The organism is Proteus vulgaris (assembly GCF_011045815.1).
In the GTDB taxonomy this organism is placed as follows: Bacteria; Pseudomonadota; Gammaproteobacteria; order Enterobacterales; family Enterobacteriaceae; genus Proteus; species Proteus vulgaris_B.
The window spans coordinates 3848148-3861712 of the sequence record NZ_CP047344.1 but is presented as its reverse complement, the minus strand read 5'-3'; the positions used below and the strand labels follow the sequence as shown (position 1 = coordinate 3861712).

Here is a 13565-nt window from a genome sequence, read left to right as displayed (position 1 = left end):
GTGAAAAGCGGCGTTTTGCATTATTGGCGGTATGGTACTTTGGTCGCATTAATCTAAGTTGAAATTTTTTCACTATACGACATAGACGATATGCGCTTATTTATATGACTTATATACTGAGAATGCTTACTTTGATTTAAGTTATTTAAAATATAAGTAATACGATAAGAACAAATGCAACAAAAAGGGATTGCAATGAAACTTGAAACACTTTCTGTTCACGCCGGTTATTCACCTGATCCAACCACAAAAGCGGTAGCTGTACCTATTTACCAAACCACATCTTATGCATTTGATGATACACAGCATGGCGCTGATCTCTTCGACTTAAAAGTGCCTGGTAATATTTATACCCGCATAATGAATCCAACCAATGACGTATTAGAAAAACGTGTTGCCGCTTTAGAGGGCGGGATTGCGGCTGTGGCTGTGGCATCGGGTATGGCTGCTATTACTTACGCTATTCAAACTATTGCCCAAATAGGTGACAATATTGTTTCTGTCGCTAAACTTTATGGTGGTACTTATAATTTAATGGCGCATACTTTCCCTCGTATTGGTATTGAAGCGCGCTTTGCTCCCCATGATGATATTGCTGCATTAGAAGCATTAATTGACGATAAAACAAAAGCAGTATTTTGTGAAACCATCACAAATCCAAGCGGAAATATTGTCGATATTCAAGCATTGGCTGATGTTGCTCACCGCCATGGTGTACCTTTAATTGTTGATAATACGGTTGCAACACCTTATTTGTGCCGTCCTTTTGAACATGGCGCAGATATTATTATTCACTCGTTAACTAAATATATTGGCGGTCACGGTAATTCAATTGGTGGTATTGTTGTTGATTCAGGTAAATTTCCTTGGGCAGAACACAAAACACGTTTTGAAATATTAAATACGCCCGATGTTTCTTATCACGGGGTAAATTATGTTGAGCATTTTGGTGCGGCTGCCTATATAGCCCGTTGTCGTGTTGCACCTTTGCGTGGAACAGGCGCGGCATTATCCCCCTTTAATGCATTCTTGATCCTACAAGGCTTAGAAACACTGGCACTACGTATGGAAAGACACACTGAAAATGCACAGAAAGTGGCAGAATACCTGCAAAATCACCCTCAAGTTGCATGGGTCAAATATGCGGGCTTAAGCAATCATCCTGAGCATGATTTAGCGGTACGTTATATGTCAGGTAAACCCGCAGGTATTCTCTCTTTTGGTATCAAAGGGGGTGCAGAAGCAGGTGCTAGATTTATTGATGCATTACAACTCATTGTTCGCCTTGTGAATATTGGTGATGCAAAATCATTAGCATGTCATCCAGCATCAACCACACATCGTCAATTAAACGATGAAGAATTAGAGCGCGCAGGCGTTTCACGAGATTTGATCCGCCTTTCAATTGGTATTGAACATATTGACGATATTCTTGCAGATTTAGAACGGGCATTAAAAGCCAGTATTTAAATAAAAAAACACTTTATATTTTATTCTTATGAAAATCTTACCAAGCTTGGTAAGATTTTTTTTATTTCTATGGAATGTGGAATAGCTTTATTTAAAATAAGGAATAATTATGCCAGCTTCTATTAGCCAAAATAGGCAAAATATAGTTTTACCAAATGTATCTGAAATAAATTGTGACAGTGATCCTTCTTACTCTTCTGGTGAATACTTTTTAAGTATAAAAAATACTTCTTCTAAATATGAAGGTTTATTTGCTAAAGAGTTAAATAAAGATTCTGAAGAACAAAGTATTAATAATAACGAAGATATGGAGAATTGCTTTTATGAACAGAATGTTAGTGATAAATACAATGTTAGTGATAAATACAATTGTAGTAATTTGAAGGAAGCTACAAAGTTAGGGCATGGTAAAAAAAGAGAAATAAATAAGAACGATTATATGTTATTTGAGAAAGGAGGAAATGTTATAGAAAATCAAGACAGTTACTATACCATTCTGAATGGAATGAAATTGCCTTTTTTTGTAAATAATGTGGCAGATAAACTCAATTTATATCAAGAAAGATTGAGGGAAATAAATTTAAATGGTGTAAACGATAGTGTTTTATCTAAGTTGGAAAATATAACTCTTAAAGAAATTGGTAAGCAAAGCAATAAGTTAATTAATAATCTAAAGGATTATGTTTATCCTAAAGATAAATATACCCAAGTGGATAACCAAAGGATTAATTATATTCACTTTTGTCAAGATACACTAATTAAAAATTTATCCAAAATTTTCCCAGCTAATGAAATGTTAACGGTTTCAGGGAACAAGGCTATTTTATCTGAATATCCATTACATACGAAGGAAGAATTAAATCAATATCTAAAAATGTTGTTAAATGAAGATATTGATGTTGTCTATATTCTATCTCATAACAGTGAACTTTTTAATATTAATGATATAGAATCAATTAAAAAAAACAATGCTAATAATAATTCTATTATACTTGATAAGGATAAATTTAAATATTTTAAATATTTCAATTACTTTGCGAATAATAGTGATGTGGCTTTAATAGGAAATAATCATGAAGAAAATCATAAGGAGATGTATGATAATTATCCTATTGCAAATTTTGAGTTATATACTAATAACGTAAGCGATAAAGATAAAGGAAAGTATATTAAATTTATTTCTATAAATAATTGGAGGGCTGGATTATTAATGGATCCTTTTATATTAGAAAATACGATTAGGTTTATAGAAAAAGAAAAGTTAAATACAGATAAGTATAATTTTCTTATTCATGAAGCTAATGGAATGAATAGAGTAAATGAGTTCTTTGCTATAAAGGAGATAATGGATACTATAAATAGTGGTGGGAAAAGCAACCAATCATTAGAGGATATTATTCATCAATTACAAGCTGATAGAAGCCCTCAAATTTTTAATAATCCTGAGATTCTTATTGAACTTGCCGCTTATGCTTTGGCTAAAGGTATTCCTCTGGTTAAATAGTAAAACAATGGGTTAAATTGATAAATGATAAATAAATATTTTTAATGGTTTTATTGTTGTTGATAATAATCAAATTATCATTATCTCAAATTTATAAATATAAAGATAAAATCAATATTTATATATTTATTTTATATTTTCAAAAATAATATAGTTAAATAAATAAGGGAGTGTGAAGTGAACGACATTATTTATAATTAATCGACTTGAGTCTAAAAGGGATTGATTTTGATCAATAAGGAACATACCGACTGGTCGGTATTATCCTATGCATGAATACAACTGCACATCACCGAAAAAAAGACCCTATCCGAGTTCAAGAGCAATTATTGGAAGCGGCAAGCATAATTGTGGCTAATGAAGGAATAGCCTCTCTTTCTTTAAATGCCGTAGCAAAAGAAGCGGGTGTAAGTAAAGGTGGTCTACTTCATCATTTTCCCGGAAAATTAGAATTAGTGCAGGCAGTATTTAAACGGCTATTGGGGATTATGGATAGCCGAATTGCAGTTATTATGGAAAATGATCCTATTGAAGCAGGGCGTTTTTCTCGCGCATATTTAACTTATATTTCTGATTTAAAACAGTCAGACGAAAGTCGCCAATTAGCCATACTGTCTTTAGCAATGCCAAACGAGCCTATTATGCGTAAATGCTGGCGAGATTGGATGTTAGATCATTTAGCCAAAGGCGATAAATTAGATAATAGTTATTTAGGTACTTTAATTCGTTATGCCGCAGATGGTCTTTGGTTATCTGAATTAACAGAAGGCCCTACTATCTCACAAGAGGAGCGTAGCGCATTAGTTGAAAGATTATCTGAAATGACATTTGACTATATGGCAAACACAGCAAATCAGTAATTTTAATCAGGATGAATGAGGGCACAATGAAATACAAAATAAATGCCTTAATTTATTACGACGCAACGGATGGCGCGATATCATTAGAAAAAGACAGTGTTGATACACATCTTTCTATTACCGCAAATGCGTTACTTTTTTATTTTATTCAGCACCCTGGAGTGGTTAATCGTGATGAAGTATTAAAACGTGTTTGGGATGATAATGGGTTAGTTTCATCAAACAGTAATTTAAACCAATATTTGAGTTTATTACGAAAAACATTTCGTCATTATGGTATTGAAAATATCATTGTTACTATTGCGAAAGGACGATTAGAATTTAATCCGGATATTTCAGTTGAACTCATTGATGACTCAACGCTATTACCTTCAACTCAAACGAATGAAGAAGTACCTATTTTAGTTAAAGGTGAAAATCAAATAGCTGTTGAAACAGCGACACCTTTATCTTTAACGCAAACACCTTTAGAGCCTACACAAGAAGAAGCACCGCAACAAAAACAAAAACCAGAAATTTGTTGGTATTTAGCCAGCATTGGTTTTCTATTAGGTGCAGTATTTCTTGCGGTGATCATCTTTTTTAATCAACATCAATCAAAGCCAATTTCACTGACACCATTAACACATAATGATTGTGAGTTACTTTCTAATGAAGCTATGATTAATTCTGCAGTAAGTGATAATTATGTTCGCAATTTTGACGCAGTAAGAAAGAAGCTTAATTTACAGTGTGTGAAAGGTGAGCGATTTGTTTTCTTTTATGGTGATAAATTACAAACAAATGGATTAGGGCGGGTATTTTTAGCACATTGTGCAAAGAACGAAGATAACCCATTTAGTTATTGCGATAATTACTTTTACTATTCTTGGAAATACTAATGAAAATCTCAGGGAAACTTTTATGTTTTTTATCGGCCCTGATTTTTATCTTGGTCGCCACTTATGCAGCAACAAGATTATTAACGATTAAAAATGAAGGTGTCATGGTTTGCTCAACCAAAGGCATTATGCGTTTTGAAAATATGGAAGATGAAAATGTAAATGGCAATATTCATTTTTCATTTGGTGCCAATGGTAAAGGATCAATTGTTGTTGAAGGCTATACCACCTCAAAACCAGGATGGTTGTATTTACAACGTTATGTGAAATTTGATTATACGACTAAGCGTGTTTCACCGACAGAGCGTCACTATATTGTTAGCCAATGGGATTCTAGTGCATCATCAATTGATGAATCTCCAGACGTTATTTTTGATTATTTTATGCGCGAAATGTCAGATAGTCATGATGGGTTATTTATTAATGCACAAAAGCTTAATGAGAAAACCTTACTATTAAGTTCGCTTAATTCACCTCTCTATATTTGTACCTTAAAACCAGGTAGTAAATTTGATTAACTAATCCTATCTAATCTTGTTTTTATAAGGTGGGTACATCTGTTTCCACCTTTTCTGTGTTTTAAGATCTAATTTATTACGCTCCATTCTTTTACTTATACTCGCTGTTATTGTGTGATGGCTCTCCCTCTTTTACCTTCCCTTGTTGTACAAACTGAAAGCTTTCCTTAAATAAGCATAAATGCTCAGTCGTAGATTTGTGCCTTTCCAGTAAACGGTACTTCCCCCACTTTATTATTCGTGTAAGCCTCGTATATAGGTATTAGATAAAGCGTGCTCCTTTCCACTTTTCTATACCTGTTGTAAGGGTCTAGATGAAATAGATATGTTATCAATAAAAAAATAGCACGATTTGTATATAGACTTGATTTAGCCTTTTTCAATTATTGATCTTACGTTGAATTATCAGTGATATTCCGCACATCTTTCCCATCGATATGTACTGGCTTTTTGCACCTTTTAAACATCCTCCTAACAAAGTTAATTCGTCTGTTTTTCAATCTATTTTTTGTGGGGATTGATAAATTTATAACGATGAAAAAAATAAATAAACAGCATTGTTAAATAAATAGAGAGATAAAAAACACTAAATTACAGAGTTAAATTCTATATATATCACTATTATGGATTTATGTTTTGTTTTCTTTTTTGCGCGTTATAGTGATTTTGAAACCAAAGTCTGCGTTTAAAAAATCACCACGCAGACACAATGGGCAAACGTAAACCGTTAAACGGCTTCTCGGAGGAAATGAAAATGGGTGATGCATTAGGTCTGATCGAAACCAAAGGTCTGGTGGCATGTATTGAAGCCGCTGACGCTATGTGTAAAGCCGCGAACGTTGAACTTATTGGCTATGAAAATGTGGGTTCAGGTCTCGTGACTGCGATGGTGAAAGGCGACGTAGGCGCAGTGAAAGCTGCTGTGGATTCAGGTGTGGAGTCAGCACAACGCGTGGGTGAAGTTGTTACATCGCTCGTGATTGCTCGTCCTCACAATGACATCAACAAAATTGTTATCAAACACAAGGCATAGTTTTTGCCTTAGGAGAACGTATGGGTGATGCATTAGGACTTATTGAAACTCAAGGGCTGGTGGCTTGTATTGAAGCAGCTGACGCGATGTGTAAAGCGGCAAATGTTGAGTTAATCGGCTACGAAAATGTGGGTTCAGGTTTAGTGACTGCAATGGTGAAAGGTGATGTAGGTGCCGTTAAAGCTGCTGTGGAATCTGGCTTAGAAGCTGCTCAACGTGTTGGTACTGTTGTGACTTCATTAGTCATCGCTCGTCCACATAACGATATTCAAAAAATCGTTGCCCAGTACAAAGTGACTGAATAACGAAGGAAATAAATATGAAAGAAGCACTAGGTCTAGTTGAAACCAAAGGTCTTGTCGCTTGCATTGAAGCTGCTGATGCAATGTGCAAAGCAGCCAATGTTGAACTGATTGGTTATGAAAACGTCGGTTCAGGTTTAGTGACAGCAATGGTGAAAGGCGATGTCGGTGCAGTAAATGCAGCGGTTGAGTCAGGTGTTGAAGCGGCAAAACGTATCGGCACCGTGGTGACTTCTCGTGTTATTGCAAGACCGCATAACGATATCGAGAAAATCGCACAACAGCACAAAGCCTGATTTTTCAGGCGTGCTGTAAAGCAAAGAAATAAGTTATTCAGCTAAATTTTTTAACTCCTGTATGGGGGAAGACATGGTTGCATTAGATAAAGATTTGCAATCCAGACAACTGGCTCGTGAGCTAGTTCGTAACGCGAAAAATGCACAACTTGTTTATGCTAAATTTTCGCAGGAAAAAATCGACAGTATTGTAAAACACATTGCATTTGAAGCCGCTCGTCATGCAGAAGAGTTGGCAAAAATGGCGAACGAAGAAACAGGCTTTGGTAAGTGGGAAGACAAAGTGCTGAAGAATACCTTCGCGTCATTGCGTGTGTATGAGCATATGAAAGACATGAAGACCGTTGGCATTATCAATGACGATAAAGTGAAAAAAGTCATGGATGTTGGCGTGCCTTTAGGTGTTATCACGGCGTTAGTTCCTTCAACTAATCCAACATCAACCATTATCTATAAAACCCTAATTGCACTGAAAGCGGGTAATGCGATTATTTTCTCTCCGCATCCAAATGCAAAACAGTGCAGTTTCCGTGCATTAGAAATTGTTAAAAAAGCGGCTTTAGAGGCTGGAGCACCAGCAGGTATTGTTGATGGTGTGACATTACTGACACTGGAAGCGACAAAAGAATTAATGCACAGCAAAGATGTGTCATTAATTTTAGCAACTGGTGGCGAAGGTATGGTACGTGCTGCTTATGCATCAGGTACGCCAACCATCAGTGGTGGTCCAGGTAATGGCCCAGCCTTTATCGAACGCAGTGCAGATATCAAAAAAGCAGTGAGCGATATCATCACCAGTAAAACATTCGACAATGGGGTTATCTGTGCATCAGAGCAATCCATTATCGTTGAACGTTGCATTTATAACGAAGTTCACCGTGAGCTATTAGCGCAAGGTGCTTACTTTATGAATGACGAAGAAGCAACCAAAGTAGCTTCAATGTTACTGCGTGCTAACGGCACAATTAACCCAGCCGTAGTGGGTAAAGATGCGATTTATTTAAGTCAGCGTGCAGGTTTTAGTGTGCCAGCAAACACGCGTGTATTAATCGCATTACAAGATACCGTTTCACCTAAAAATCCGTATTCACGCGAAAAATTATGCCCAATCTTAGGAATGTATATCGAAGAAGATTGGAAATCAGCGTGCGATCGCGTGGTGCAATTGCTGACTAATGAAGGTTTAGGTCATACATTGGTTATTCATACCAAAAATGAAGATGTTATTCGTCAGTTCTCTCTAGAAAAACCGGTTAACCGTATTCTGATTAATACCCCAGCGGCATTAGGTGGCATCGGTGCAACCACTAATATTACTCCAGCGTTAACTTTAGGCTGTGGGGCTGTAGGTGGTGGTTCTAGCTCTGACAATGTCGGCCCAATGAACTTACTGAATATTCGCAAAGTAGGTTATGGCGTGCGTACCGTTGAAGAGTTGAAACAACCTTGTCCTTTAGAACAAGAAGCTGCTCAACCTGCTGTTTCTGCTTGCTCTGTTTCTAGTGCAAATCACCAGACCAGCATTCTTGATGATGACCGTTTTCGTTCACCTTCTTTAACGCCTGTTCATGCTGAGTGTGCAACTGCACAACGTCAAACTCAAGGTGATGATCGCTTTGGTGCATCTCCTTATGCAACGACCGTCAGTGCTTGTGCGCAACAAGTGATTGAACAAGGTGATATTACCGAAGAAAACGTGGAACGCATTATCAAGGAAGTTCTCGGACGTCTGAGTAAATAACTCATTGATATAAGGCGATATAAACCATGATCCTCGCAAAGATAATCGGACACGTAGTAGCGACACAGAAAAGCCCAGAACTTAAAGGTAGCAATTTATTAATGATAGCCACCTTAGATGATGAGCTTAAGCCACTGAAAAACAAAACGTATGTTGCAGTGGACAGTGTAGGTGCAGGTATCAACGATATTGTGTTGGCTGAAGAGTATTTTGCACTGAACAAAGAACGTTACAAAGCGATGTCAGTGGTTGCCATTGTTGAGAAGGTTTATCGGGACAGTAAGGAGTAATAACGACATGAGTGAGTTTCTGATAAAACCCAAAATTCAGTTTGGCACCAATGCACTGAATTTTCTCTCTGGGTTAACTGCCCGCCGCGCATTTGTGGTGACAGATAAAGCAATGGTGAAGTTTGGCTTTGCAAATAAAGTCACTGACAAGTTAATGCAACGGGGTATCGAGTTCCAAGTTTACGATGATGTTGCTTCAGATCCTGATATTTCCGCCATCGTAAGTGGTATGAAAGTCATGGATGCCCATTATCCAGATTTGGTTATCGCACTCGGCGGTGGGTCTGTGATTGATGCCGCGAAAGCCGTTATGTACTCCCTCTGGCATACCCGTAAAGAGAGCAACAGAACAAAACCACAATTTATTGCGATCCCAACCACCAGTGGTACAGGTTCGGAAGTGACCTCATTTTCAGTAATTAAGTCACGCAGTGAAAAATTGGTTTTGGTTGATGAGTTTATGTTGCCTGATGTCGCCATTCTCGATCCTGAGTTGGTGAAGTCTGTACCGCCAGCAATTACTGCTGATACGGGAATGGATGTGCTTTGCCATGCACTAGAAGCCTATGTTTCTAAAGCCGCATCTGATTTTTCTGATGCGATGGCAGAGAAAGCCGTCAAGTTAGTGTTTAGCCATCTTATTGATTGCCATCATCAAGGTGACAACTTACTTGCCCGTGAAAAAATGCATAACGCATCTTGTATTGCGGGGATGGCATTTACTAACGCCTCGCTGGGTATTACACACAGTCTTGCTCACGCATTAGGTGGTGTCTTCCACGTTCCTCACGGTCGAGCAAATGCGTTATTGATGACACATGTTATTGCTTTTAATGCAAATTTTCATGGTGATTGCAATAGCGAAGCAGCAAAACGTTACGCCTATCTTGCTCAAAGCTTAGGACTTCCGGCTAACACCGTAAGAGAAGGGGTCACCAGTTTAATCGTCGCTATTAATGTATTGAAAGATGAAATGGGTATGCCGAAGAGTATTCGCGATACCGGTGTCAGTGAAGCGGACTTTTATGCCCGTTTAACGGAAATGGTCGGACAGGCTTTACGAGATAGCTGTACGCCGACAAATCCGCGTGACGTAAACACACACCAATTAGAAACATTGTATCGTCAGGCATTTGCCGGTGTATCACACAGTTAATGCTCAACCGAATTAATACCGATTAGGTCAAGTAAAGAACATCAGGAGAGCCTCACATGGCCAAATATTCTTTGACGCCACGCGTAAAAATGCTGGCAGAACGTTTAGTTTCACGTAATAGCTCCATCAGCACAGAGCGTGCAACCATTTTTGATTCATTGGACAGCAACGTTGCAGGTGTGCCTCAAGCGATTAAACCTGCGCAACGTTTTTATGAATTTATTCGTCATTTTCCAAGCTACATTGCACAAGATGAATTGATTATCGGCAGTCAATCATCAACACCACGCGGCGCGATTTTCCATACGGAAGAAGAAGTGCGTAGCGACTCTATCTACCGTTTTTTAAGTATCAATAACAGTGTTGCATCGCCAGATTATATGCTGGTGGTAAACCAAGGTTTCTTAGCTATCAAAGCACAGCTTGAAGACAGAATTAGAAGCATTGGCAGTGCGGTCAATCGTAGCAGTATGGACGAAGCCAATTTTTGTAAATCCGCCATTTATGCGTGTGATGCAGCACTTTATTTCGCACAAATTCTGTCTGCAAAAGCAGAGAATTTAGCAGCAAGGGAAGGTAATCCATATCGTAAAGCAGAATTATTAGATAGTGCTGCGGTATTACGTAAAGTCCCTGCAAAACCAGCAGAAACCTTTAAAGAAGCGGTTCAAGTTTTCTATTTACTGCAATTAGTCTTACATCTGGAAAATGGTAGCTACGCCATTAATCCAATGGGATTTGATAAAGCGTTATATCCATTCTATCAACGTGATCTCGACCAAGGTCGTTTAACACAAGCACAGGCTTATGAAATTGTTGAAAGTGTTTGGTTGAAATTAGCAGAGCTTTCTGAAGTACGTGCGACCAAAGAAGTTGATGGTTACCCAATGTTTGATGCTATGACACAGGGGGTTGATATTAACGATCCGCGAGTCAGCATCAACGAATTATCAGAAATGCTGCTATCAGCGCGCGCTAATCTATCAACATTACACAGTTCACTGCAAGTGCGTTTATATGATGGCCGTATGAATTCACAGCCACAATATGCTGCACCTTCAGCGAGTGTTGTTGCACCAACAGCAGATGCGAGCGAATTCAAAGTAATGGAAGGTTTAACGCCTCGCTTACAACGCTTACGTAACCGTTATTTAGAAGCACGTCCAAGTGTTTCTATCTACAGAGCATTAGCATTTACTGAAATTGTCCGTAATAACCCAGGTTTACCACCTATTTTATTGCGCGCTAAAGCATTCCGTCGTGCATGTGAAACCGCACCTATCTTAATTCAAGATGAAGAGCTGATTGTTGGACATCCTTGTGGAAAACCGCGTGCTGGTGCTTTCTCTCCTGATATTGCATGGCGTTGGGTTCGTGATGAACTCGATACTATGAGCACGCGTCCACAAGATCCATTCCAAATTTCAGAAGAAGATAAAAAAGTTATTCGCGAAGAAATTGTTCCCTTCTGGGAAGGGCGTTCTCTGGATGAGATCTGTGAAGCACAATATCGCGAAGCAGGTGTGTGGGAATTTAGTGGTGAAACCTTTGTTAGTGATCTTTCTTATCACCAAATCAATGGTGGTGGCGATACTTGCCCAGGTTATGACGTTCTGTTATTCACCAAAGGTATGAACGGTATTAAAGCTGATGCGCAAGCTAAATTAGCTGAATTAAGTATGGAAAATCCAGCTGATATTGACCGTATCTATTTCTATAAAGCGTCTATTGAAAGCTGTGAAGGTGTGATTGCTTACGCACATCGCATTGCAGAACATGCGCGTGAATTAGCATCAAAAGAGAGCAATCCTCAACGTCGTGAAGAGTTACTGACGATTGCTCAAGTCAACGAAAATGTACCAGCTAATCCACCAAAAACACTGCAAGAAGCCTTGCAAAGTATTTGGACTGTAGAGTCACTGTTTGAAGTTGAAGAAAACCAAACGGGTCTTTCTTTAGGTCGCTTAGACCAATACTGCTTCCCAATGTATGAAAACGACATCAAATCAGGACGTTTAACTCGCGAACAAGCACTGGAAATGATGCAAGCCTTTATCATCAAATGTGCTGAATTAATGTGGATGTCGAGTGAATTAGGGGCGAAGTATTTTGCTGGTTATCAGCCATTTATCAACTTAACCATCGGTGGACAAAAACGTACAGGTGGTGATGCGTGTAATGATTTAACTTACCTAATTATGGATGCTGTACGTTTTGTAAAAGTGTATCAACCATCATTAGCATGTCGTATTCATAACCAATCACCACAGCAATATATGGAAAAAATAGTGGATGTAGTTAAAGCGGGTATGGGCTTCCCTGCATGCCACTTCGATGATTCTCATATCAAGATGATGTTGCGTAAAGGCTTCGATTTCGAAGATGCGCGTGACTACTGCTTGATGGGTTGTGTTGAGCCACAAAAATCAGGTCGTATTTATCAATGGACATCAACGGGTTACACCCAATGGCCTATTGCAATTGAGTTTGTATTAAACCGTGGTCGTATGGTGCTGTTTGATAGCTATCAAGGTTTAGATACCGGTGATTTACGCGACCTGCGTACTTATGAAGATTTCGATCGCGCTGTAAAAGAGCAAGTCGCACATATCGTTCGTTTATCCGCAATTGGTACGGTGATCAGCCAACGTGTTCACCGTGATGTTGCACCAAAACCATTAATGTCTCTGCTGGTTGAAGGCTGTATGGAACAAGGTAAAGACGTCACTGCGGGTGGTGCAATGGTTAACCATGGTCCAGGTCTTATCTTCTCAGGTTTAGCGACTTATGTGGACTCAATGGCGGCTATTCGCAAACTTGTTTATGAAGATAAAAAATACACCTTAGAGCAAATCCGTGATGCGCTACTAGCTAACTTTGAAGGTCATGATGAGGATGAGTTATTACGTGACTGCTTAAATGCACCGAAGTTTGGTAACGATGATGATGTTGTTGACCAATATGCGCTGGATATTACGGAATGGACTGAGCGTGAATGTCGTAAATACAAAATGCTCTACTCCACTTTGAGCCACGGTACGCTGTCTATCTCTAACAATACGCCAATTGGTGAGTTAACCGCAGCGACTCCAAATGGTCGTTTCGCATGGAAACCATTGTCAGATGGTATCAGCCCAACACAAGGTGCGGATAAACATGGCCCAACAGCGATTATTAAATCAATCAGTAAAATGAATGTTGAAACCATGAATATCGGTATGGTTCATAACTTTAAATTCCTGAAAGGTTTGTTAGATACCAATGAAGGTCGCCAAGGTTTAATTACCTTATTAAGAACGGCTTCCATTTTGGGTAACGGCCAGATGCAATTTAGCTATGTCGATAATGAAGTACTGAAAAAAGCGCAATTAGAGCCTGAAAAATACCGTGACTTAATTGTCCGTGTTGCTGGCTACAGTGCTTACTTCGTTGAATTATGTAAAGAAGTTCAGGATGAAATTATCAGTCGTACTGTAATTGAGAAATTCTAATTACAGCCATAGGGATAGTGCAG

Annotated in this window: 12 protein-coding genes; all 12 read left to right on the top strand. The window is 38.5% G+C overall.

Annotation, left to right across the window (positions count from 1 at the left end; all coding sequences use genetic code 11):
- Positions 1–195: 195 nt before the first annotated feature.
- The 12 genes from GTH24_RS18115 (at position 196) to cutC (ending at position 13542) form a co-directional block, all read left to right on the top strand.
- Positions 196–1470, top strand: a complete 1275-nt coding sequence (locus tag GTH24_RS18115; protein ID WP_164526800.1) for a bifunctional O-acetylhomoserine aminocarboxypropyltransferase/cysteine synthase — start codon at positions 196–198, stop codon at positions 1468–1470.
- A 109-nt stretch (positions 1471–1579) separates the two neighbouring features.
- Positions 1580–2974, top strand: coding sequence for a hypothetical protein (locus tag GTH24_RS18110; RefSeq protein WP_164526799.1), 1395 nt, complete (start codon positions 1580–1582; stop codon positions 2972–2974).
- A gap of 272 nt (positions 2975–3246) precedes the next feature.
- The gene (locus GTH24_RS18105) at positions 3247–3834 is read left to right on the top strand and encodes a TetR/AcrR family transcriptional regulator (protein WP_072069149.1); all 588 of its coding nucleotides are present in this window, start codon (positions 3247–3249) and stop codon (positions 3832–3834) included.
- 26 nt (positions 3835–3860) lie between these two features.
- Positions 3861–4715 carry a transcriptional regulator gene (locus GTH24_RS18100; protein WP_072069148.1) on the top strand — a complete coding sequence of 285 codons (855 nt, stop codon included), beginning with the start codon at positions 3861–3863 and terminating at the stop codon, positions 4713–4715.
- Complete coding sequence (locus GTH24_RS18095) at positions 4715–5233, top strand: FidL-like protein (protein ID WP_164526798.1); 519 nt, start codon at positions 4715–4717, stop codon at positions 5231–5233. Before GTH24_RS18100 ends, GTH24_RS18095 begins: the two co-directional genes overlap by 1 nt.
- 754 nt (positions 5234–5987) lie before the next feature.
- Positions 5988–6266, top strand: coding sequence for a BMC domain-containing protein (locus GTH24_RS18090; protein ID WP_004249182.1), 279 nt, complete (start codon positions 5988–5990; stop codon positions 6264–6266).
- A 20-nt stretch (positions 6267–6286) separates the two neighbouring features.
- Entirely contained in the window at positions 6287–6571 is a 285-nt protein-coding gene (locus GTH24_RS18085; protein WP_006536329.1) for a BMC domain-containing protein, read from the top strand.
- 14 nt (positions 6572–6585) lie between these two features.
- The gene (locus tag GTH24_RS18080; protein ID WP_006536328.1) at positions 6586–6864 is read left to right on the top strand and encodes a BMC domain-containing protein; all 279 of its coding nucleotides are present in this window, start codon (positions 6586–6588) and stop codon (positions 6862–6864) included.
- Positions 6865–6937: 73 nt separating this feature from the next.
- Positions 6938–8605, top strand: a complete 1668-nt coding sequence (locus tag GTH24_RS18075; RefSeq protein WP_164526797.1) for an acetaldehyde dehydrogenase (acetylating) — start codon at positions 6938–6940, stop codon at positions 8603–8605.
- A 26-nt stretch (positions 8606–8631) separates the two neighbouring features.
- Positions 8632–8895: a EutN/CcmL family microcompartment protein gene (locus GTH24_RS18070; RefSeq protein ID WP_164526796.1), complete on the top strand. Its 264-nt coding sequence runs from the start codon at positions 8632–8634 to the stop codon at positions 8893–8895.
- Positions 8896–8902: 7 nt separating this feature from the next.
- The gene (locus GTH24_RS18065) at positions 8903–10051 is read left to right on the top strand and encodes a 1-propanol dehydrogenase PduQ (protein WP_072069144.1); all 1149 of its coding nucleotides are present in this window, start codon (positions 8903–8905) and stop codon (positions 10049–10051) included.
- A 56-nt stretch (positions 10052–10107) separates the two neighbouring features.
- Positions 10108–13542 carry a choline trimethylamine-lyase gene (gene cutC, locus GTH24_RS18060; RefSeq protein WP_164526795.1) on the top strand — a complete coding sequence of 1145 codons (3435 nt, stop codon included), beginning with the start codon at positions 10108–10110 and terminating at the stop codon, positions 13540–13542.
- The last annotated feature ends 23 nt before the right edge of the window (positions 13543–13565 follow it).